The sequence below is a fragment of the Pustulibacterium marinum genome, from assembly GCF_900116665.1.
Classification (GTDB): Bacteria; Bacteroidota; Bacteroidia; order Flavobacteriales; family Flavobacteriaceae; genus Pustulibacterium; species Pustulibacterium marinum.
The window spans coordinates 173088-194675 of the sequence record NZ_FPBK01000002.1 but is presented as its reverse complement, the minus strand read 5'-3'; the positions used below and the strand labels follow the sequence as shown (position 1 = coordinate 194675).

21 protein-coding genes and 3 tRNA genes are annotated in these 21588 nt (G+C 34.8%); 13 read left to right on the top strand and 11 right to left on the bottom strand.

The features are described from left to right. From BM383_RS05370 to BM383_RS05350, 5 genes are all read right to left on the bottom strand, one after another. Entirely contained in the window at positions 1-741 is a 741-nt protein-coding gene (locus tag BM383_RS05370) for an ABC transporter ATP-binding protein (RefSeq protein WP_093023783.1), read from the bottom strand. 6 nt (positions 742-747) lie between these two features. Further along, positions 748-1971 (bottom strand): efflux RND transporter periplasmic adaptor subunit, encoded by a 1224-nt coding sequence (locus BM383_RS05365; RefSeq protein ID WP_093023781.1) that lies wholly within the window; start codon positions 1969-1971, stop codon positions 748-750. Positions 1972-1978: 7 nt separating this feature from the next. Next, a complete protein-coding gene (locus BM383_RS05360; protein WP_093023779.1) occupies positions 1979-3319 on the bottom strand; it encodes a TolC family protein in 1341 nt (446 codons plus the stop codon). 121 nt (positions 3320-3440) lie between these two features. After that, on the bottom strand, positions 3441-4565 hold the full coding sequence (locus tag BM383_RS05355) for a chorismate-binding protein (protein WP_093023777.1): 1125 nt from the start codon (positions 4563-4565) through the stop codon (positions 3441-3443). Further along, positions 4565-4990 carry a PaaI family thioesterase gene (locus BM383_RS05350; RefSeq protein ID WP_093023775.1) on the bottom strand — a complete coding sequence of 142 codons (426 nt, stop codon included), beginning with the start codon at positions 4988-4990 and terminating at the stop codon, positions 4565-4567. The genes BM383_RS05355 and BM383_RS05350 overlap by 1 nt, the downstream gene beginning before the upstream one ends. Before the next feature lie 86 nt (positions 4991-5076). On the opposite strand from BM383_RS05350, the gene recQ reads away from it, so the two are divergent. Together recQ and BM383_RS05340 are read left to right on the top strand one after the other, a co-directional pair. After that, on the top strand, positions 5077-7203 hold the full coding sequence (recQ, locus tag BM383_RS05345; protein ID WP_093023773.1) for a DNA helicase RecQ: 2127 nt from the start codon (positions 5077-5079) through the stop codon (positions 7201-7203). Between the two features lie 78 nt (positions 7204-7281). Next, on the top strand, positions 7282-8550 hold the full coding sequence (locus BM383_RS05340) for an NAD(P)/FAD-dependent oxidoreductase (protein WP_093023771.1): 1269 nt from the start codon (positions 7282-7284) through the stop codon (positions 8548-8550). 48 nt (positions 8551-8598) lie between these two features. Here BM383_RS05340 and BM383_RS05335 read toward each other — a convergent pair whose 3' ends face one another. Continuing rightward, the gene (locus tag BM383_RS05335; RefSeq protein ID WP_093023769.1) at positions 8599-9534 is read right to left on the bottom strand and encodes an FKBP-type peptidyl-prolyl cis-trans isomerase; all 936 of its coding nucleotides are present in this window, start codon (positions 9532-9534) and stop codon (positions 8599-8601) included. 147 nt (positions 9535-9681) lie between these two features. Between BM383_RS05335 and BM383_RS05330 the strand changes: the two genes are divergently transcribed. The 3 genes from BM383_RS05330 to BM383_RS05320 all read left to right on the top strand — a co-directional run bounded on the left by BM383_RS05330 (position 9682) and on the right by BM383_RS05320 (position 11208). Beyond that, positions 9682-10071 (top strand): RNA-binding S4 domain-containing protein, encoded by a 390-nt coding sequence (locus BM383_RS05330; RefSeq protein WP_093023767.1) that lies wholly within the window; start codon positions 9682-9684, stop codon positions 10069-10071. Then, positions 10064-10642: a methyltransferase domain-containing protein gene (locus BM383_RS05325; RefSeq protein WP_093023765.1), complete on the top strand. Its 579-nt coding sequence runs from the start codon at positions 10064-10066 to the stop codon at positions 10640-10642. The genes BM383_RS05330 and BM383_RS05325 overlap by 8 nt, the downstream gene beginning before the upstream one ends. A gap of 68 nt (positions 10643-10710) precedes the next feature. Next, the gene (locus BM383_RS05320) at positions 10711-11208 is read left to right on the top strand and encodes a phosphoribosyltransferase family protein (RefSeq protein WP_093023763.1); all 498 of its coding nucleotides are present in this window, start codon (positions 10711-10713) and stop codon (positions 11206-11208) included. Here the strand turns inward: BM383_RS05320 and BM383_RS05315 are convergent. Next, positions 11200-11709, bottom strand: a complete 510-nt coding sequence (locus tag BM383_RS05315) for a shikimate kinase (protein WP_317040060.1) — start codon at positions 11707-11709, stop codon at positions 11200-11202. The genes BM383_RS05320 and BM383_RS05315 overlap by 9 nt on opposite strands. Before the next feature lie 127 nt (positions 11710-11836). Between BM383_RS05315 and BM383_RS05310 the strand changes: the two genes are divergently transcribed. The 8 genes from BM383_RS05310 to BM383_RS05275 all read left to right on the top strand — a co-directional run bounded on the left by BM383_RS05310 (position 11837) and on the right by BM383_RS05275 (position 16978). Beyond that, positions 11837-11909, top strand: a tRNA-Lys gene (locus tag BM383_RS05310). A gap of 50 nt (positions 11910-11959) precedes the next feature. Beyond that, a tRNA-Lys gene (locus BM383_RS05305) sits at positions 11960-12032 on the top strand. A 47-nt stretch (positions 12033-12079) separates the two neighbouring features. Further along, positions 12080-12163: transfer RNA gene (locus BM383_RS05300), tRNA-Leu, on the top strand. Between the two features lie 122 nt (positions 12164-12285). Then, on the top strand, positions 12286-13185 hold the full coding sequence (locus BM383_RS05295) for a MerR family transcriptional regulator (RefSeq protein ID WP_093023759.1): 900 nt from the start codon (positions 12286-12288) through the stop codon (positions 13183-13185). Positions 13186-13238: 53 nt separating this feature from the next. After that, positions 13239-14705, top strand: coding sequence for a phytoene desaturase family protein (locus tag BM383_RS05290; protein WP_093023757.1), 1467 nt, complete (start codon positions 13239-13241; stop codon positions 14703-14705). Between the two features lie 2 nt (positions 14706-14707). After that, entirely contained in the window at positions 14708-15547 is an 840-nt protein-coding gene (locus BM383_RS05285; RefSeq protein WP_093023755.1) for a phytoene/squalene synthase family protein, read from the top strand. 10 nt (positions 15548-15557) lie between these two features. Continuing rightward, entirely contained in the window at positions 15558-16022 is a 465-nt protein-coding gene (locus BM383_RS05280; RefSeq protein ID WP_093023753.1) for a sterol desaturase family protein, read from the top strand. 80 nt (positions 16023-16102) lie between these two features. Next, positions 16103-16978 carry an alpha/beta hydrolase gene (locus tag BM383_RS05275; protein WP_093023751.1) on the top strand — a complete coding sequence of 292 codons (876 nt, stop codon included), beginning with the start codon at positions 16103-16105 and terminating at the stop codon, positions 16976-16978. On the opposite strand, the gene BM383_RS05270 is transcribed toward BM383_RS05275, so the two are convergent. From BM383_RS05270 to BM383_RS05255, 4 genes are all read right to left on the bottom strand, one after another. Continuing rightward, complete coding sequence (locus BM383_RS05270; RefSeq protein ID WP_093023749.1) at positions 16975-19545, bottom strand: carbohydrate binding domain-containing protein; 2571 nt, start codon at positions 19543-19545, stop codon at positions 16975-16977. The genes BM383_RS05275 and BM383_RS05270 overlap by 4 nt on opposite strands. Before the next feature lie 98 nt (positions 19546-19643). Continuing rightward, a complete protein-coding gene (locus BM383_RS05265; protein WP_245766529.1) occupies positions 19644-20114 on the bottom strand; it encodes a TlpA family protein disulfide reductase in 471 nt (156 codons plus the stop codon). 101 nt (positions 20115-20215) lie between these two features. Beyond that, on the bottom strand, positions 20216-20764 hold the full coding sequence (locus BM383_RS05260) for a TlpA family protein disulfide reductase (RefSeq protein WP_093023745.1): 549 nt from the start codon (positions 20762-20764) through the stop codon (positions 20216-20218). Positions 20765-20870: 106 nt separating this feature from the next. Continuing rightward, positions 20871-21542 carry a peptidoglycan DD-metalloendopeptidase family protein gene (locus BM383_RS05255; RefSeq protein WP_093023743.1) on the bottom strand — a complete coding sequence of 224 codons (672 nt, stop codon included), beginning with the start codon at positions 21540-21542 and terminating at the stop codon, positions 20871-20873. Between the last annotated feature and the right edge of the window lie 46 nt (positions 21543-21588).

Below are 21588 nucleotides of genomic sequence, written 5' to 3'. Positions count from 1 at the left end.
TCAATCTTCTTTTGGAAGTGCGGCTAAAGCAGCTGCAGCATCCTGAATGTTAGTATTGTATTCATCTTTGATAACATTACCGTCTTTAAGAACAATAGTTCTACTACTAAACTCGGCAATATCTGGTTCGTGCGTTACAAAAACTATGGTTTTTCCTTGTCTGTTCAATTCTTGGAAGAGCGCCATAATTTCGTATGAAGTTCTTGTATCTAAGTTACCAGTTGCCTCATCGGCTAAAATAACCACAGGATCATTTACCAAAGATCTGGCAATGGCCACACGTTGTTGTTGACCACCGGAAAGTTGTGCCGGTGTATGATCTAAACGTTCACCCAAACCTACTTTCTGCAATGCTTTTACGGCTCTGTCATGTCTTTCTGCAGTGCTCACTTTGCTATTATAAAGCAATGGTAACTCTGCATTTTCTATAGAAGTGGTTCTTGGCAATAAATTATAAGCCTGGAAAATGAATCCGATTTTTTCATTTCTGATTTGAGCTAATTCATTTCTACTCAATTTTTTCACCATCACACCATCAATCTCATAAATTCCAGAACTTGGTTGATCTAGACATCCTAAGACATTTAACATGGTACTTTTACCCGAACCACTAGATCCCATGATGGTCACAAATTCTCCTTCGTAAATCGTATAAGAGATTCCTTTTAAGGCGTGAACAATTTCATCACCCATTCTAAATTCTCTTTTCAGATCTTGAATTTTTATAATCTCTTTTTTCATGATCTTCTACTCTTTTTTGTCTTTGTCCTTATCTTTTCCTGGAGGTTTTGGCATAAACGGACTTTCATTACTTCCACTGCTGGCAACTTCACCTTTGGTTTCTTCTAAATTGTAAACCAATTTATCACCTTCATTCAATCCGCTTTTTACTTGGATGTTTACACCATCGCTCTCTCCTAAGACTACTTTTTGAGCTGTAATTTTATTGTTCTGAAGTTTGTACACTACACTTTCATTTTCTGAAACTTCCGGTATCTGTAAAGGCTGCGGGCTTTCTATTCCTTGCTGCTGTTCGTAAGCTTGCACTAAACCTGCATCTGGCTGAAAATTGGCTGCTTTTGCTTGAATGGTTAGTTGATCTTGTAACTCCAGTGTGTAAATGTATACGGTGGCTGTTAAACCAGGTTTTAGTTTTAGGTCGGGGTTTTCGGCCTTAATAACCACCGTATACGTAATTACATTAGAATCTTCAGTATAATCAAGTCTTACTTGGGTAACTACACCTTCAAAAGTAGTTCCTTGATACGCATCAACCGTAAACGTCACTCGCTGGCCTTCTTGCACTTCACCTATATCTGCTTCATCTACGTCGGCCTCTACCTGCATTTGTTTTAAGTCTTTTGCAATAGTGAACAATGTTGGAGTCTCGTAACTTGCCGCTACCGTTTGTCCTTCATCTACTTCTCTGGAAAGTACGATTCCATCAATGGGGGAATAAATTTCTGCATAACTCAAATTGGTCTGTGCTTCCTGAAGATCCGAATATCTTTGTGTAACTGTATTTTTTGCTGTTTTTAAGTTGTAAAGCGCTTCATCATAATCTGCTTTACTAATTACTTTATTTTCATATAATGATTTCTGACGATCAAAAATCACTTGTAAATAATCACGCTCTGTAACTGCTGAGTTGTAGGTTGCTTTTGCTTGTGATAACGATGCTAGTAAATTGGTTTTATCAATCTCCGCTAGTAAATCACCTTTCTTAACAACACTATTATAGTCTGCATAAAGTTTGGCTACTTTACCAGAAACCTGTGTACCTACTTCAACTTCTGTTAACGGTTCTATGGTTCCTGTTGCTGTTACCATTTTGGTTACTTCACCTTTGGTAACCGGCGTTGTTTCTGCTGTGATTACCGATTCACTTGAACTGCCCATCCAGAAGTACGCACCTGCAGCAACTACGACAACTAGAATGATAATAATTATAATTTTAGATTTATTTTTCATGATGTGTTTAAATTTTAATGTCTTTTCCTTGATAGAATTGTAGTAACTGTGTGTATAGAATATTTAGGTATTTTGCCTGTAAATAATTTTGTTGTGCTACGGTAAACGTGTTTTGGCTTACCACTAAATCTGTAGTACTCAAAGCACCCAAATCATATTTCTTTTGTGCTAATTTGTATGATTCTTCCGCAGCATTACTAGCAGCTTCAGCAGCTGATAATTGCTCTTGAGCAGAAAGCACATTTTGATATGCTGTTTCTATCTTCTGATAGATTTCTTTCTGAACAGTTTGTTGCTGAATTTTGGATTGATCTATAGCAATTTTAGCTTTTTGAACTGCCGCTTTGGTTTGATTTCTATTGAAAATTGGAATAGATAATGATAAACTCAAACGCTGGTTAAAATTCACATCCAACTGATCATAAAAACCTAAATCTTGTGTACTAGTGTAACCACTGCCCAAACTACCACTTAACGAAAGTGTTGGTAAATAATCACCCTTAGAAATATCAAGATCTTTTTCTGAAACCTCAACGCCTAATTCGGCTGCTTTGTATTCAGGAAGCATTCCTAAAGCTGATTCATATATCTCGTATTTATTTGGTAAAATTGGAGATTCGTATGCATCGGTATCGGGTGTTGCTACGTCAAATTCTACCATTGGACTTAATTCTAACAATTGCTTCAACACGATAATTTGCTGTGCATAAGAATTTTTAGCATCAATCAAATTGTACTTATTTGTTGCTGCTTGAGAAATAGCATCTGAATAATCTTGCATAGCTATGCTTCCAGCTTCGTAACGAGCCTTTGCCTGTTCTGCCTGACTGCTAGTTGCTTCTAAATTCTTCTCGGCAACTGCAATTCCTTCTTTAGCATATAAGGCTTGTAAATATGCTTCGGTTACACTAAGAATAATATTGTTCTTTGCTTCCTGAACATATAATGAATTTTGATCTACAAGAATTTTATTCTGTTTGATCTGATTTCTCAATTGATTTCCTTGAAACAAAGCTACCGAAGATGAAAGCCCCAAACTTGTAGAATTAATTTGTTGGTTTACATAATCACTCGTAATCGGGTCAATAGATTGTCCGTTTGTTAAACTTTGAGAAGCACTCCCTGTTAAATTTGGAAGCCTATTATCTTTTGATTGCTGATAAGTTACTTCGGCCGTTTCTTCGGTATATTCGGCATCTTTTACTGTAATACTATTGTCTACAGCATACGCCAAACACTCCTCCAACGTCCAAACTTTACCATCAACATTTGGTAAACTATCTATTTCTTGGGCACTCACAAAAGTGACACCTAAAAGTAGTAGTATTGTAGAAACGTATTTTTTCATTTTGGGATGTGTTTTAATTTCACACTCCAAAATTGAACATAAGCTGCTTATATATAAAAGAGAATAGAAGTTCTGGGAGATTTACTCGACGAATTCGAATTTCCATTCGATGGAATTTTTTCTAGAACAGCACTTTTTTCATGGTTCCGGTTTTGTGTACGGTTTCCTCCCATTCTGCTTCCGGGTTTGATGCTGCAGTAATTCCGCCACCAACAAATAGATGTACTTCTTCATTTACAACTTCCATAGAGCGTAAATTCACAAACAAATGTGAACTTGAAGCCGAAGCTTTGTAAGCTGAATTTTCTACATTTCTTCTGTTCGTATTGCGTTCTATAGTTTCGGCTTTGTTGATTTCTCCTAAAAATCCGCTGTAAAACGTGCGCGTGTAGTGCTCGTTGTTTAAAATGAAATCTTTAGCTCTTTCCTTGGGCAAACCACAAACCGCAGGCGTAGGATGCAACGCCAAAACGACTTCTTTAAACGCATTGAAATTAGCTGGTAAAAATCCTGAAATGTCAGTTTTCAAATGCAACAGATTCCCCGCTTTGTGTGTATGTGCTGCTGATATTTTTAAATTATCAGTTACCTTTTGCAATTCCGCTACAATAGAATCGGTAACAATTTGTTGCTCCTCTTGTTCTTTGGTTCCCCATTCTACTTCGGTGGAGCCTTCAAACTTTTGCGTTCCGGCCAAAGCCATGGTTGCAAATTTATTTCGGTAGACTTGCAATAAGGTTTCCGGAGTGGCTCCTAACCATAAACCCACTTTGGGGTGAAACCATACATAACAAAAAGCGCTATCGTAAGTTGCTAATAACTTTTGAAAAACGACTAAAGCATCAAAATCTTTCGTTTGCAATACTTCTTTTCTAGAAAGCACTACTTTTTTGAAATCTGCTTCCTTTTGCAAAGCCGCAACACCTTCCGCTACTAAATCAATATGCTTTTGTTGCTCTTCTTCAGTAACTGTTGTCGTAGCTTTGATTGTAGTTTCGGTTGTCGCTTCAAAAATAGCCAATTCCAATTTTTCTGAATTTGCCATTGGAAACAAAATGGTTGGTTCATCAGCATTAAAAGGAGCAAATACAAATCCAGATTCTGTAAAATCGTTCACATAAAACAATTCATCCGAAGATTGTAAAACAGCCTGTACTGCCATTTCGTTCGGTTTTCTGTAGGCTACAAAAGGTAATTTATCTTCAAAATGCTTTGCTAATGAAGCAAAGAAAGTATCTTGTTGCATTATTTTTTCTTTGGTAAGGTAATGGTAGACAGTTTACAAAGTGAAATCAAGTTATCGTCTTCGTCGGTTACTTTTATCTCCCACAATTGTGTGGTTCTGCCTTTGTGAATAAAAGAAGCGATGGCAAACACATCGCCTTCACGAATGCTTTTTAAGTGATTGGCTGAAATTTCGATACCACGAATCATAAAGTTTTCAGCATCTAAAAACACATAGCAAGCAGCACTCCCAACACTTTCGGCCAAAGCAGCAGTGGCGCCTCCGTGCAAAACGCCATCGGGTTGATGTACTTTTGGCGAAACCGGCATTCTAGCCGTTAACGTTTCCGCTTTTAAATCAACGGATACAAACTCAATTTCTAGCGTTTGCATTAAGGTGTTTTGGCAAATGTTGTTGCAAAGTTGCAGTACTTCTTCTGTTGACATTCCTTGTAATTTGAAACAAATTTACGAAATAGAAAGATTTTGACTTCTATTTCTGATTTTATTTCGGAATACCGACCTTTGCGTTTATGACAAATCCACAAGTACTTTACGACACGCTGAAAACCTATTTTGGGTATGATGCTTTCAGACCTTTGCAAGAAGATATTATTTCCACGGTTTTAAACGGAAATGATGCGTTGGTGATTATGCCAACCGGTGGCGGAAAATCAATCTGTTACCAATTGCCAGCAATGGTAATGAAAGGCGTGAGTATTGTGATTTCGCCATTGATTGCTTTGATGAAAGATCAGGTAGACGGATTAAATTCAAACGGAATTGCCGCTGCATTTATCAATAGTAGTCAGACCGAAGCTGAATTGCATGACATTTACGATCACGTCAAAGAAGGAAACATCAAACTTTTGTATGTAGCTCCAGAGAGTTTAACTTATCTGGAACCCATTTTTAATACTACGGAAATTGGTTTGTTTGCTGTGGATGAAGCGCATTGTATTTCGAGTTGGGGACACGATTTTCGTCCGGCTTACCAGCAATTGGGCTTTTTGAAAAATCGTTTTCCGAAAATTCCTGTCATTGCCCTTACCGCAACAGCCGATAAAGCTACGCGAGAAGATATTGCCAGTCAGTTAAACATCTCAAATGCCAAACAGTTTATTTCTTCTTTTGATAGAAGTAATTTGAGTTTAACCGTAAAACCGGGTGTAGATCGTTTAAAACAAATAATTAGCTTTTTGAACGAACGCCCTTTTGAAAGTGGAATTGTTTATTGTACCAGCCGAAAAGCCACCGAAACCGTAGCGAGCAAACTTACCGCAGCTGATTTTAATGCAGTGGCGTACCATGCTGGATTGGGACATGAAGAACGCTCTAAAATTCAGGATGATTTTATCAACGACAATACGCAGATAATTTGCGCTACCATTGCCTTTGGAATGGGGATTGACAAGAGTAATATTCGTTGGGTAATTCATTATAATTTACCGAAAAATATTGAAGGCTATTACCAGGAAATTGGTAGAGCCGGAAGAGATGGTTTACCGTCTGACACTGTATTATTTCACAGTTATGCCGATGTGGTACAATTGCGCCAATTTGCAACCAACGCCAGCAATAGCGAAGTGCAATTGGCTAAGTTAGATCGCATGAAACAATATGCAGATGCGTTAACGTGTAGACGTAGAATTCTGCTAAGTTACTTTGGAGAATATTTAGAAGAAGATTGCGGTAATTGCGATGTTTGTAAAAATCCACCACAGTTTTTTGACGGCACCATCATTGCGCAAAAAGCACTTTCGTGTATTGCCAGACTCAAAGAACAAGAACCTATAGGTACGGTGATTGATGTGTTGCGAGGTTCGCAAAACGCTGCTATTTTAGATAACGGCTATCAACATATAAAAACCTACGGAATTGCTGCTGAAATTGCTTGGTTAGATTGGCAACAATACATTATTCAACTCATTAATTCTGGTTATGTAGAAATTGCTTTCCACGAGAAGAATCATCTAAAATTAACTAGCCTAGCCAAAGAAGTGTTGTTTAATAAACAACAGGTTGCGCTTACCAAGCCGGTGTATGAAAAAGAGCTTGGCAAACCCGCCAAAAAACAACGCGTTGCACCTGCAAAAGCATCTACAGATAATAATTTATTTGAACGTTTACGACAGTTACGACTTCAAATTGCTAAAGATGAAGATATTCCTGCTTACCATATTTTTAGTGATGCAACCCTGAAAGAAATGGAAGCCGAACGCCCAATGAGCGATGAAGCTTTGATGGAAATTAGTGGAGTTGGTAGACGAAAATTAGAAACCTACGGTTATCAATTCATCAAAGAAATCATTGCCTTTTCAAAAGAAAAACAAACCAAAAAGAAGAAAAAGAAAAGCACGTTTCAAGAAACTTTTGAATGGTATGAAAAAGGACTTTCACCAGAAGAAATTGCCGAAGAACGCAATTTGAGTTTAACCACTATTTACTCGCATATTGCTAAATTGTACGAAGACGGAAAACCTATAGATTTATACAAATTTGTAGATCAAAAAGAAGTTGAAATGGTAAAACTTGCTCAAAAAGAATTGGACAATCCTACGCAATTGAAAGTCTATTACGAGCATTTTCAGGAAGCGTTGGATTATTGGACCATTCGGTTGGCTTTAACAATTTTAAGTAAGGAAGGTGCAGCGTCTTAAAATAATGGTAAAAGCCGAAAGCTATATTTAATTCCACATCTATTTTCCTAACTTTAAAGAACTAATCAACTTTTCAGTATGGAAAAAAAACACGTAGTCATTATTGGTGGCGGATTTTCAGGCGTTAATTTGCTTAAAAAACTTCGAAATAATAATCAATATGAAATTACCTTAGTTGATAAGAATAACTACAATTTTTTTCCACCTCTTATTTACCAAGTCGCCACAGGTTTTCTAGAACCTTCGTCTATTAGTTATCCATTCAGAAGGCTTACTTCCAAACGAAAAAACACTCATTTTTGGCTTGGTGAAGTTGAAAAAATAGATACACAAAACAAACAAATTCACCTCAACAATGGTTCGTTAACCTATGATATTCTCGTATTGGCTGCCGGAACGCAAACCAATTATTTTGGCATGGAAAACATTGAAAAGCATGCCATACCTATGAATACATTGGAAGATGCTTTGAATATGCGGAACTTATTGTTGCAGCGCGTTGAAAAGGCATGTAAAATTCAGTCCATAGAAAAACGAAGAGAATATTTAAACATTGTAATTGCCGGCGGTGGACCAACAGGCGTAGAAGTTGCAGGAATGTTTGCTGAACTGCGAAAACGCATTGTAAAAACTGAATACCCCGAACTTGTTGGAACAAATTCTAAAGTATATATTGTAAATTCTCCCAATTGTTTGCTACCGCCAATGAGCAGAAAATCGCAACAATATGCAGAGAATAGATTGAAAAATTATGGCGTTGAAGTTCTATTGAAAACGAGAGTCAGTGATTTTAATGGTGAAGAAGTTTTTCTGAATAATGGAGAAACTATTAAAACCAAAAATCTTATTTGGGCTACCGGAGTTGAAGGTATTGTTTTTGAAGGAATTCCGGCAGAAAGCTACACCAAAGGAAAGCGACTAGAAACCAACAGCTTTCATGAAGTAAAAGATTTGAACGATGTGTACGCACTTGGCGATGCATCGTTATGTTTAGGAGATGAAAATTTCCCAGATGGGCATCCACAGTTGGCTCAAGTTGCTATTCAACAAGCACAAAATTTAGCTCATAATTTAAAAAGTAAAACGAAAAATAAGCCGCTCAAAAAATTTCAATATAAAGACAAAGGAAGCATGGCAATTATAGGAAAAAGCAGAGCCGTAGCCGATATTCCTAAACCCAAATTTCATTTACAAGGGTTTGTTGCTTTAATGGTTTGGGCATTTATTCATTTGTTTTCTTTGATCAGCTATACGGATAGATTACGAACTTTTATCAATTGGGTTATATCTTATACAACACAAGATCAAGATTTACGAATGATAATTCGACCCAAAAAAAGATTATAAAAAAAGCCGAGTAAAAACTCGGCTTTTGAATATCGGTAGTATTGAAATTTATTCATCCTCAGGATATACATCTGGATCTAGATAATCTGGCGTACCATCATCATTACTATCGGTCAAAGTTACTTCATCAAAAGTAATTTCTCCATCGCCATTGTAATCTTCATATTCAATTTCATCTTTGGTTAAAGCTCCGTCACCATCATCATCAGTATCGTAGACATCTGCAACTCCATCTTCATCGGTATCTAAAACTTCACCATCTTCATCTCTGTATTCTAAATAACTAGGAACTAAATCTCCATCATGATCTGCTAATTCATACGACAATAAATCAGCTCTAAAAATTAACGGAGAATATGCAGAAACACCGGTTAAAGCATCACTAAAATATGCAAGACCAGAAGGCATGAAAACAGCTCCAATACCGTAATCTGAGTAAGTTGGCACCCCACTTTGTAATCCTTCGTAAACTCCTGTTTTTAATTTTGGAAAAAACTCACTAAATCCTCTTACAGTAGATAATAAATCGAACCAAACAGGAACGTTTGAATTATCAAAATCTACTCCTTTAAGAGAACTTCCGGTATACCTTACAAAAACAGAATCACAACTATGTGGACGCTCTCCTATTCCTTCTCGAACTGTTAAATAATACAATTTATGTGCTACCGCTTCCCCATCGGCATCATCAATATAAACAGTAGTATCTTGTACTTGATCTAAAAGAGCTGTTTTGTTAGCATTGTCACCAGAAATGGTATCAAAAACTATTTTATAATTAAAATCTTCAGAAGGCGTTTCAAATTCTTCGTAATTGTAAAAATGAGTCGCTAAAAATTCTTGTAATTCTTCATCATCTTCCAGCATTACTTCGGTAACATCTCTTGGTGGTTCAATGGAAACATCATCATCATTTTTACAAGAAATTGCTACAAATGCGGTAGCTACAAAAAATGAAAAGATTGAGATTCTATTCAATTTCATATGTTGAGTTTTATTTAAGGGCGCAAGATACAATTTTTATATATTCTGCTATAACCTTTGGAAAAGCAAATATTGACACCCCATTATTAATGCTTATTTTTGTAAAGATGTAGTTATAACGCAAACGTTGCGTAAAAATTTTTGAAGATGCGAATTGATAAATATTTATGGTGCATACGCTATTGTAAAACACGAAATATTGGAACAGAAGCTTGTAAAAAAGGGCATGTAAAAATAAATGGTGGCGTAGCAAAACCATCTAGAGAAGTATTTCCTGGAGACAAAATTATATTCAGAAAAAATCAAATTGATTATCAAATCAATGTTTTGGACATTCCACCAAACCGTGTGGGAGCTAAATTGGTAGATCTTTATAGGTTAGATACTACTCCAAAAGAAGCTTTTGAACATTCTGAGCTTTTGAAATACTCTAAAGATTATTACAGAAAAAAAGGAACCGGAAGACCTACCAAAAAAGATCGTAGAGATATAGACGATTATACAGAAGGTGATACTGAATGGGAAATAGATGAATAAAGATTATTGGGAACATAGATATGCTGAAGGAAATACTGGTTGGGATGTTGGCTATGCCGCAACTCCCATTCAGCAATATATAGATCAACTTACAAACAAGCATCTAAAAATATTAATTCCGGGAGCCGGCAATGGGCATGAAGCCGCTTATCTTTTCTCCAAAGGATTTGAGCATGTGTATGTTTTAGATATTGCCAAACAACCTCTTACGCATCTTGCTCAACAAGTTCCTTATTTTCCTAAAAGCCAATTACTTCATCAAGATTTCTTTGAGTTGGAAGATGAATTTGATCTCATAATTGAACATACCTTTTTTTGTGCATTATTACCAGAATGGCGTGAAAAATACGTTTCTAAAATGTTTAACCTATTAAAACCGAAAGGAAAATTAGTAGGATTACTATTTGATTTTCCTTTGACAGAACAAGGTCCTCCTTTTGGTGGAAACAAAGAATTATACGAAGAATTATTTTCGTCAAAATTTGATATTCAGCTTTTAGATACAGCGCACAACTCTATAAAACCGCGAGCACAAAGAGAGCTATTTGTAAAAATGTATCCAAAAAAATAATTGTAAGTCTCCTAAAATATATTCTTAGAATAGCTATTTTTGAATCTTTAAATTTATTGAAATTCACTATGCAAAATACCATTCTTTCACACGAGGAAATTCAGCATAAAATAAAACGTATTGCTTATCAAATCTATGAAACTAACATAGATGAAGAAGAAATTGTCATTGCAGGTATCAACGGTAATGGTTTTACGTTTGCTGAAAAAATTAAAACAGCCTTGGATGCTATCTCAGAAATGAACGTTATTTTATGTGAAGTTTATATTCATAAAGACAACCCTCTAGAAAAACATATAGATACTTCTATTCCTCCAAGTGAATACACAAACAAACCACTTGTTTTGGTAGACGATGTTTTAAATTCTGGAACTGTTTTAATGTATGGAGTGAAACATTTTCTAGAAGTTCCATTAAGGAAATTCAAGACCGCTGTTCTTGTGAATCGAAATCATAAAAAATACCCTATCAAAGCAGATTTCAAGGGTATTTCGTTATCTACATCTTTACAAGAACGCATTAACGTGGTTTTTGAAAACGGAAGTGATTACGCCTATTTAGAGTAATTCTTCTATTTCCAATACTATTTCTTGTACTGTCTTTGTATTTGCATTGATAGTAAACGCTGATTGCTGATAAAATGGATTTCTTTCAAACAAATGTTTGCCAATGAATTCCATCAATTCCTCTTTCGACAAATGTGCAATTACAGGTCTATGTGATTTTTCCTTTTCTAATCTTTCTGTTAGGTTAGGCACGTTTACATTTAAATAGAACGTCTTTGATGACGCTTCATTAATTTGTTGCATATTGTTCCCATAACAGGGAGTTCCTCCTCCTAGCGCTATGACAGCATCTTTATTTTCTTCAATCAAAGACTGTAAATGGACGCTTTCTGCCTTACGGAAATAAATTTCACCTTTATTTTTAAAAATATCTTTGATGATGGCTCCCTCTTTTGCTTCTAAATAATCATCAAAATCTATAAATTTTTTATTTAAATGTTTTGCCAAAACCTTTCCAACTGCAGATTTTCCGCAGCCCATGTATCCAATCAAAAAAATCATAATATGTTAATTTACTAATAAAGAGTATCTTAAAAACTTCACTTTAAAAAAAAACAAATTTATATCAATTTTCCCTTGATATATAAAATAATGCTACTATATTTGCACCCGCATTCAGGAAATGAATGACTCGGTAGCTCAGCTGGTAGAGCACAACACTTTTAATGTTGGGGTCCTGGGTTCGAACCCCAGCCGGGTCACAATGACAGACCTTAAAACAAAGTTCTTTTCCTGAATGCATTTTTTGACCGACTCGGTAGCTCAGCTGGTAGAGCACAACACTTTTAATGTTGGGGTCCTGGGTTCGAACCCCAGCCGGGTCACAAAAAAAGTTGAGCAGATTGCTCAACTTTTTTTATTTTTGGTCTATGCCTACGTGGAGAAATTGGTAGACTCGCCATCTTGAGGGGGTGGTGTCCTAACGGACGTGCTGGTTCGAATCCAGTCGTAGGCACTTTCTTTTCTTAACAAACTGTTAAAAAGAATTCCAAGCAGTTAAATTCCGGCCATGAGACATTTATTATTTTATCTCTTTAGATTTATTAATTAATTTTGTTTAGTGAAAATTGATTTTTAATGAACAAAATTAAGAGAGTTTTTAGCATAAAGGATTTAGAAAACCTAAGCGGTATCAAAGCGCACACCATTAGAATTTGGGAGAAGCGCTATAACTTGCTTAGCCCTATGCGTACGGATACTAATATCCGAAACTACTCTATCAAAAGCCTTCAAAAGCTTTTAAATGTTACATTACTTTACGAAAATGGTTATAAAATATCCAAAATAGCCAGTTTTTCAGAAGATAAAATTATTCAACTTGCCAAGGGAATTATCAACGAAACTAGTGTTAAGAGTCAAGCTATAAATGCTTTTAAGTTGGCAATGATCAACTTTGATCAAACCATGTTTTACAGCACATATGCTGCTCTACTTGAACATAAATCGTTTAGAGAGATCTTTTATGACATCTTTATTCCTCTATTAAATGAGTTAGGATTATTGTGGCAAACGGACACTATTACTCCGGCTCATGAACATTTTGTTTCGAACTTAATCAAACAAAAAATATTAATCAATACAGAAAAACTACAAAGATCAGCTCCAAATAATAATGCTAAAACCTTTGTGCTTTATCTTCCCGAAAATGAAATTCATGAAATTGGATTGCTTTTTCTAAATTATGAAATAGTTCTTCGTGGTTACCATTCGATTTATTTGGGTCCTTCTATGCCTATTGAAAATCTTCAAGAATTAACCACTTATTATGATCAATTGGTCTTTCTAACCTATTTTACAGTACAACCAGCTACAGACAAAGTAGAGGATTATGTTTCTCTATTTCAACAGACGCTGAATAAGCAAGAGAATCATCAACTTTGGTTAATAGGTAAAAAGATTAATGATGTCCTGGAAAAAGAATTTCCTAAAGGCGTGAATAGCTATTCTTCAATTATTGATTTAGTTAAAGATTTATAAATTTTTTTTGTTTCAGTTTTTTCTGTTTAATGATTTTCTATATTTGTTAAACAATGAAAAAGAAAATTACAATTATCGGTTCCGGTTTTTCCTCTCTAGCTAGTTCATGTTACTTAGCTAAACAAGGCTTTGATGTTACTATTTTTGAGAAAAACAGCACAGTTGGCGGTAGAGCCAGACAATTAAAAAAAGATGGATTCACGTTTGACATGGGACCAACCTGGTATTGGATGCCAGACGTCTTTGAGCGTTTCTTTTCTGATTTCAACAGAAAACCTTCAGAATTTTATACGATTAACAAATTGAATCCTGCTTACAATGTATATTTCGATAAGAATGATTACATAAGTATTGAAGATTCTCTGGAAAAAATTTATGCTGAATTTGATAGAATTGAAAAAGGAAGTAGTAAGAAGCTCAGAAAATTTATTGCGAAAGCAGAAGACAATTACAATATCGCTATCAAAGATTTGGTATATAAACCAGGTGTTTCACCTTTGGAATTAGTGACACCAAAAACTGCAACCCGATTAAAACAATTTGTTACCACCATTCAACAAGACATTAGAAAAGAATTCAAAAACCCAAAACTAGTTCAGGTATTGGAATTCCCTGTGCTATTTTTAGGAGCAAAACCATCGGACACACCTTCGTTCTATAGTTTTATGAACTTTGCCGATTTTGGATTGGGAACTTGGCATCCTAAAAACGGAATGTATAGTGTTGTAGAAGGTATCAAACAATTAGCATTATCACTTGGTGTAGAAATTGTAACCAATGCCAACGTTGAAAAAATTAATGTTGAAAACGGAAAAACTACGGGAATTACTGTAAATAATGAATTTTACAAAGCAGATATTGTGGTTAGTGGTGCCGATTATCACCATTCCGAAACACTATTAGATAAACCATACAGACAATATTCTGAAAGCTATTGGGAGAAAAAAACCTTCGCTCCCTCTTCCCTACTTTTTTATGTTGGTTTTGACAAAAAAATTAAAAATGTAGAACACCATACTTTATTCTTTGATGTAGATTTTGATGTTCATGCCGATACAATTTATAAAACTGGAAAATGGCCAGAAGAACCATTATTCTACGCAAGTTTTCCGTCTAAGACCGATGATAACGCCGCACCAGAAGGTAAAGAAGCAGGTATTTTTTTAATACCAATTGCTCCAGGATTAGAAGACACCGAAGAACTTAGAGAACTGTATTTCAACAAGATTATTACACGCCTTGAAGAACTTACAGAGCAAAGTGTTCAAAAAAACATTATATTTAAAGAAAGCTTTTGTGTGAAAGACTTTATCAAAGAATACAATTCATACAAAGGAAACGCTTATGGCTTAGCCAATACCCTATTACAAACTGCATTTTTACGACCTAAATTAAAAAGTAAAAAAGTTGAAAATCTCTTTTTTACAGGACAACTTACAGTACCCGGACCAGGAGTTCCGCCAGCATTGATCTCCGGGAAACTTGTAGCGGAACTCATTGCCAAAACTCAAAAAAATTAGCTATGAAATCTATTTTTGATTCCGTATCATATCAAAGCAGCAAAATAGTTACAGAGTCTTACAGTACCTCTTTCTCGCTTGCCGTTCGTATGTTATCCCCAACCATTAGGCAAGACATCCATAATATTTATGGCTTTGTTCGTTTTGCAGATGAAATTGTAGATACTTTTCATGAATATGACAAAGAACGATTGTTTAATAAATTTGAATCTGATCTTGAGGAAGCATTAGCAGATAAAATAAGTTTGAATCCTATTCTGAATTCTTTTCAGCATACTGTAAACAAATATGAAATAGACAAAGAACTTATCGATGCATTCATGCACAGTATGCGTTTAGATCTTTCTAAAAAAGAATATACAACCACAGAAGAATATAATCAATATATTTATGGTTCGGCTGATGTTGTTGGATTGATGTGTTTAAAGGTTTTTGTAAAAGGAAATCAAGAGCGATTTGATCAACTAAAAGATTCCGCCATGGCACTTGGATCCGCTTTTCAAAAAGTGAATTTCCTAAGAGATCTTAAAGATGATTTTGAAGATTTAGATAGAACTTATTTTCCGGAAACTAACTTAAGCATGCTAGATGAAGCTTCTAAAACCCGCATCATTAAAGAAATTGAAGAAGATTTTGCCAAAGGTTATGCGGGAATAGTAAGATTACCTATCGAAGCTAAATTCGGAGTTTACACGGCTTACAAATATTACTTCAAATTACTATTGAAATTAAAAGATACTCCATCATTAGAAATAAAATCTACTAGAATTAGAGTTCCTAATTACCAAAAATTTGGCGTTCTTGCCAGATGTTACGTAAATTATAGACTCAATTTACTATAAAATATTCGCTATGACTGTTCTAAATTTTATTATCGTTTTTCTTTGCACCTTCGTTTTCATGGAATTTATGGCATGGTTTACTCATAAATACGTTATGCACGGATTTCTTTGGGTTCTTCACAAAGATCATCACCTAAAAGATCATGATTCATGGTTTGAGAGAAACGATGCTTTCTTCATTATTTATGCAGTTATTAGCATGAGTTTTCTTTCTGCAGCTGTGAATACTTCTTTTTGGTTTGGTTACCCAATAGGATTTGGAATTATGGCCTATGGTGCTGCTTATTTCTCTGTTCACGACATCTTTATTCATCAACGTTTTAAAATGTTTAGAAACGCTAATAATTGGTATGCACGAGCTATAAGAAGAGCTCACAAAATGCATCATAAACATATAGGAAAAGAAGATGGGGAATGCTTTGGAATGCTAATAGTTCCTTTTAAATATTACAGAAATGAATTGAAACGAAAGTAATTTCAGTTCAAAATCTCATCAAAATAAATTAAGATAAACCTATCTTGAAAATTGTATCTTTACTGAAAGAATCAACTACAATGCAATTTTTCAAAACCATATTTCTAGGAGCTTTTTTGTTTTTAGCTCAATTATCATTTGCCCAAGGAACGCTATTTAAAGATTCCATTTCTAGTAAAACACTGGGTAAAACCAAAGTTTTTAATGTTTATCTGCCAGAAGGTTACAACGAGGATGATACAGATTATCCTGTCATCTATTTGCTTCATGGACTAGGTGGTGATGAAAATCAGTGGTTAGAAGGCGGCGACATGCAAGCACAAGTAGATCAAGCGATTGCTGATAGTATTATTCCAAAAACAATTTTCTTTTTGCCAGATGGCGAAGCTACCTATTACATCAACAACATTAAAGGAACTTATGAGTATGAAAATTTTTTCTTTGATGAATTTATGCCTTTTGTAGAAAATAAATATCACGTTAAGAAAGAAAAGCAAAACCGAGGAATTGCCGGCCTTTCTATGGGCGGTTACGGAACGTTGGTGTACCGTTTTCATCATCCTGAACTCTTTATTGCAGCAAGCGCATTGAGTCCGGCTGTTAGAACTGATGAGGAAATGATTGAGCTTTCTGATAAAGAATTTGCGGTTCGTTATGAAACTGCATACGGTAAACTTCCAAAAGATGAACGCATAAGTGATTTTCATAATCATAACAGCCCAATTTATTTGGCTAAACAACTTTCTGAAAGCGAAAAAGATGATGTAGCCATGTATATTGATTGTGGTGATGATGATCATCTTTACAAAGGAAATTCTACACTCCACATTGTATTAAGAGATTTAAAAATCCCTCATGAATATCGCGTAAGAAATGGTGGACACACTTGGGATTATTGGCGTACAGGCTTGATTCCTGCTTTGATTTTCATCACTAAAAATTTTGATCAGAATTAATTTAATAGAACTTCATCAAAGAAAAACCAAGAATTAGTTCCCACAAATAAATAACCTTCAGGAATAGCTCCAAAAGTCTTCACTGTAATTTTAATGTAACGTGATTTTGTATTCAAGTTTATGTTTAAAGGAACTGTGTACGGTTCACCACGCACAGACTTTTGATTCACTGTTTTTTTAGCCAATTCTTTATACCTTTTTCCATCTTCGGAAACGGAAACAATCAATTCCTTTGGTAGAAAGATTCCACTGTTAGGATCGCATAGTGCATTAAGCGTAAGTTCTGACAAATCAGTTTCCTTCTCCAAATCGATCACAAAAGACACATCATCTTGCAAAAAGCCTAGCCAGTTTTCATCTTTAAAAGATGTACTGCTTAACAAACCATCTGTAACACTACTACCTCCTTTTGCCGGATAAGATTCATTGGGTTCATCCAAAAACGATACTGATTTATACAGAGCTTTATTTATGGGTATAAACGTTTTGCTCACAGCAATCAGTTTCTTGTGTTGCCATAAACTAGCTTCCACTTCTGTTGGCTGATCAATTTCAATAGTTTTTTTATAATTCTTATATTTTTTTGATGGCAATAAGCGATATTTCAAATTGCTGTTTTCAAGATTGGTTTTCATAGAAACTGTAGCAATTCCATTTTCTGAAATTGTATAATTTACTGAAGGCTCCGCTGTTAAACTAACATCATCAAACCATGCTGTTCCTGCATTTAACAAATCCAGTTGAATTATAGTATTTGTACTAGCTTCTTCCGCAGTAAACAAAAAACTGTAACGTTTCCAGTCTTCAGTTAATTGAAACTGATGTTCTAAGTCCTTTCCTTTAAAATTTAAACTGATTGATGGCATTTCATCTTTTGATTTTGCTTTCGCCCAAATTGCCATTTCATAAGTGCTACCTTTTTCGGTTACCAAAGGCAAAAAGTTTACTCGTTTACCACCATTATTGATTGGAGTAGTAATTCTTAAACTAGCCAAACCTGTTTTTGCATGTACAAAATCTGTAAAAACTGTAGCTCCTTTATCTGCATAATCATTCTCAGTATACCCCAAATTATGACCGTCTGATAATCCCGGAGTTGATAGCTTCTCAAAACTTGAATTGTATACTAAGTTGTTTTCATTTTCATTTTGAAAATTCTTTTCAAGCAAATACACGCGTGTATCCATGGCGTCTATAAAATCGCTAACAACATTATCAGTGATTTTTAGATTTCTATTCTCAAACCACAGACTTACACGTTTTATCTCTTCATCAAACTGAAATTTAACCTTCGTTAGTTCGTTTTCGGTATTTACAACCATAATTACTTCTTTATCATGATAGGTGTATTTGGTAGCTTTTAAAGCTGAATTTTGTAAGTCCAATTGCTCTTCTTTTTCATTCATTAGTAGAAATGGAGCTAATTGCTGCGTTTCCACCGCCATATTTCTGCATTCATTCCACATGCTCACGGATTGCGGATTTAAATTATCTCCCGTATGAATAAAATATTGAATACCACGCGCTCCATTCAAAATACCCAAATACGTCATAACCCGAATTTCTTTTGGAGTGGATTCTCTTGGCCACATTTCAGAACCGCCAAAAGCTTGCGGAACCATCCAAATAGATTTTTCATGATTTAGACTTTGTTTTAATTGAGATACATATCGTTCCACTTCCGTTACCGATCTGGGAATTGGATATGGATCTGTCATTGCGATATCAAAAGCATTACTATAATTATGAGCCTTATCTGGCATCATAAAAACAACCGAAACAGGATGATACGGATCCAAACTTTCGATAAGTTTTTTAGCCTTTTCTAAATCTTCAACTGGTCGTCCTTGCCCAGCAGGTTCATCATTCAAATACCAAGAAAGCAATGCAGGATGATCTTTAAAAGCCAACACTTCTTGCTTTAAAATTGCCAATTTTTCTTCTTCTGTTTTATCTAAACCTTTATCGCCATTATGACCAAAACTCACCAAAGAGTTTACACCATATTGCACTTTAACACCTAATTCAGCACAACGATCCATGTATGCTTTACGTTCTTCAAAAGTGTCCGGCAAATTACCTTGATACGGACCAATCATATTCATTCCGTTTACAACTTCTCGTTCCGGAAGATCGCCAACAGTTCCGCAGTAAAATCCGAATGGGAAAAACGGGGCTTTATCCACTATCAAACTATTAAATTCCTGATCTATTTTCACCTCATTAAAATGAGGCTTCAACTTTTTGATGATTATTTCTTTAGCATATAATTGCTTATTTTCTGCATCCTGGACCCGAACCTGAAACGTATAATTTCCTTCAGAATAATTTGAAATTGGAACAATTAATTTAGTTTTTAATTGCTGAAAAGTAGTTGTAGCAAGCACTTGGTCATTATACAACACTTGTACAGATTTATGAGATTCATCTTTGGATTCAAGAATTATTATCGCATTTTCTTCGGAAGTATAGTAATTGAATTTACTATAAACTACAGGATTCTCTTCAGCATAAGTTTTTGACGCAAAACATATCAGAAAGAAAGTGATTAGTTGTAGAAATTTCATGGCTTGGTCTTTTGGTTAGCAACAGAAATTTCATGATAACAATTAAAAACAACAAGTATTTTAGCTGAATAGAACAAGGGGAAAGCTAAAGCGTAGTATTATTCAGCAATAAGCTCATCAAGAAGCGATCGGGTTTTACCAGAATTCCAATCTGCTGCACCGGTTTTATTGATTACAATGCTTCCATTTTTATCAATCAAATAAGTAGTTGGAATGGAAGAATGTCCTAATTTAGAAGGAACTTTTTGTAGATTTTGATACACCGGAAGATCATATTCATGTTTTTGAAGAAATGACGCTATCACACTACTTTCTTCATTTGAGATAAAAAGAAAGGCAACTTTATCTCCGTAATCATTATATAAATTTTGAAGGCTCGGCATTTCTGCAATGCAAGGCGGACACCAAGTTGCCCAAAAATTTACAATGACAACATTTCCTTTAAAATTATTGAATTTTACCTGTTCTCCATTTAAGGTTTGTAAACGGAAATCATAATCGAACTTTGACAATGTTTTTCGGTCTTCAACATTTTCTATGGAAGGACTAAAAGCTAGCAATCTATTCACAAAAATCTTTACCTGTTTTCCTAACGGAGTGAAGAAAATCAATAGAAAAATGACTAGGTAGATAAGATTATTTCTTTGTGATTTTGTAAGCTTTTTCAAAACTATTCAGCAATAAGTTTGTCCAATAAATTCCTAACTTCCTCTGTATTCCAATTGGTAGTTCCTTCAGACTTTGCAACAACATTTCCTTTTTTATCGATGATGTAACCAGAAGGTACCACTTCTGCATCAAAAGGCATTTTCTCGTTCATGATCAAATAACTTTCCTGAAAATGATAATTGCGCGCTTGTTTTAAAGAATCTACAGGTTGTGGTAGCTCGTTTGTAATAATATAGAAATCGACTTTGTCTTTGTAATCATCATACAACGCTTCTGTATTTTTCAACTCAGCAATACTTGTTAAACGCCAAGTAGCCCAAAAGTTTACAAAAACAACATTTCCTTTAGATTTTTCAAAATTGTATTGCGTGTTATCCTTCTCCTTCAACTTCCAATCAAAATCTACTTTTTCTGTAGAATTCGGCTGAATATCAGGAGATTTTGCAAATGCTCGAATCAGTAAAATTTTTGACTCCCTACCTAATGGAGTTACAAAAAATGATAATACAAAAAGAATCAATAAGAGATTCAGAAATGTCTTTTTCTTCATGATTTGTTAAAAAAATTAACTAAACAAATCTACTAATATTTTTCAGGTAAACCGATAAAAAACTTATTAATGAAGGTTACCCTGTAATTATTTAGATAGATTAAAATCAGTATAGTTTCAGTAGTACATTAGGATCTGGACAGTTTTCTTTATAAAACTCAAGCGTTTCTCTAGAACAAACTCCAGGATAATCCCCTTCTTTGTCTTGCATATCTATTATGATCTGGAAATGCAAATGTGGTGCGTAATCACCATTAACTAAACTTTTACCTAATTGTGCAATTTTTTCGCCTTGTTTCACTGTATCTCCAACGTTTAGGCTCACTAAGCTTTCTTCTGAAAGATGCCCGTAAAGGCTATAAAAAACATAATTTTGAATGGTATGCTTTATGATGATTGTAGGGCCATAATCGCCAAAATTCTTATTGTTTTGGAAACTGTGTATTTCACCATCTAACACAGACAAGACAGCAGTACCAGCATTGCACCATAAATCGATACCTAAATGCGTGTTTCTTTTTTCTTCGGTATTCTTAAAATAAGAACTTCGATCATAAATATCACGCTCTTCTAAGTAGCCACCAAAAGCCACCTGACAATTATGATCTTTCAGAAATTGATCTATATATTTTTCCCAATCTTTTGAATTCGCTATATCAAACTGCTCTAAATCCTTATTAGAAGAATTGATTTGAATAGCCGTATATGCAGATAGGGGAATTTGATCATCTACTACACACAAAGGTTCTTTACTTATGGAATTCAAAAAAGTATTCATGTATACGGTTGACTTGTTTTCAGTACAAATGAAGCAATAAAAAACT

Excerpts from the sequence above, each read along its gene's own strand:
- BM383_RS05370 (WP_093023783.1), bottom strand. The coding sequence starts at position 741 with ATGAAAAAAGAGATTATAAAAATTCAAGATCTGAAAAGAGAATTTAGA.
- BM383_RS05365 (WP_093023781.1), bottom strand. The coding sequence starts at position 1,971 with ATGAAAAATAAATCTAAAATTATAATTATTATCATTCTAGTTGTCGTA.
- BM383_RS05360 (WP_093023779.1), bottom strand. The coding sequence starts at position 3,319 with ATGAAAAAATACGTTTCTACAATACTACTACTTTTAGGTGTCACTTTT.
- BM383_RS05355 (WP_093023777.1), bottom strand. The coding sequence starts at position 4,565 with ATGCAACAAGATACTTTCTTTGCTTCATTAGCAAAGCATTTTGAAGAT.
- BM383_RS05350 (WP_093023775.1), bottom strand. The coding sequence starts at position 4,990 with ATGTCAACAGAAGAAGTACTGCAACTTTGCAACAACATTTGCCAAAAC.
- recQ (WP_093023773.1), top strand. The coding sequence starts at position 5,077 with ATGACAAATCCACAAGTACTTTACGACACGCTGAAAACCTATTTTGGG.
- BM383_RS05340 (WP_093023771.1), top strand. The coding sequence starts at position 7,282 with ATGGAAAAAAAACACGTAGTCATTATTGGTGGCGGATTTTCAGGCGTT.
- BM383_RS05335 (WP_093023769.1), bottom strand. The coding sequence starts at position 9,534 with ATGAAATTGAATAGAATCTCAATCTTTTCATTTTTTGTAGCTACCGCA.
- BM383_RS05330 (WP_093023767.1), top strand. The coding sequence starts at position 9,682 with ATGCGAATTGATAAATATTTATGGTGCATACGCTATTGTAAAACACGA.
- BM383_RS05325 (WP_093023765.1), top strand. The coding sequence starts at position 10,064 with ATGAATAAAGATTATTGGGAACATAGATATGCTGAAGGAAATACTGGT.
- BM383_RS05320 (WP_093023763.1), top strand. The coding sequence starts at position 10,711 with ATGCAAAATACCATTCTTTCACACGAGGAAATTCAGCATAAAATAAAA.
- BM383_RS05315 (WP_317040060.1), bottom strand. The coding sequence starts at position 11,709 with ATGATTTTTTTGATTGGATACATGGGCTGCGGAAAATCTGCAGTTGGA.
- BM383_RS05295 (WP_093023759.1), top strand. The coding sequence starts at position 12,286 with ATGAACAAAATTAAGAGAGTTTTTAGCATAAAGGATTTAGAAAACCTA.
- BM383_RS05290 (WP_093023757.1), top strand. The coding sequence starts at position 13,239 with ATGAAAAAGAAAATTACAATTATCGGTTCCGGTTTTTCCTCTCTAGCT.
- BM383_RS05285 (WP_093023755.1), top strand. The coding sequence starts at position 14,708 with ATGAAATCTATTTTTGATTCCGTATCATATCAAAGCAGCAAAATAGTT.
- BM383_RS05280 (WP_093023753.1), top strand. The coding sequence starts at position 15,558 with ATGACTGTTCTAAATTTTATTATCGTTTTTCTTTGCACCTTCGTTTTC.
- BM383_RS05275 (WP_093023751.1), top strand. The coding sequence starts at position 16,103 with ATGCAATTTTTCAAAACCATATTTCTAGGAGCTTTTTTGTTTTTAGCT.
- BM383_RS05270 (WP_093023749.1), bottom strand. The coding sequence starts at position 19,545 with ATGAAATTTCTACAACTAATCACTTTCTTTCTGATATGTTTTGCGTCA.
- BM383_RS05260 (WP_093023745.1), bottom strand. The coding sequence starts at position 20,764 with ATGAAGAAAAAGACATTTCTGAATCTCTTATTGATTCTTTTTGTATTA.
- BM383_RS05255 (WP_093023743.1), bottom strand. The coding sequence starts at position 21,542 with ATGAATACTTTTTTGAATTCCATAAGTAAAGAACCTTTGTGTGTAGTA.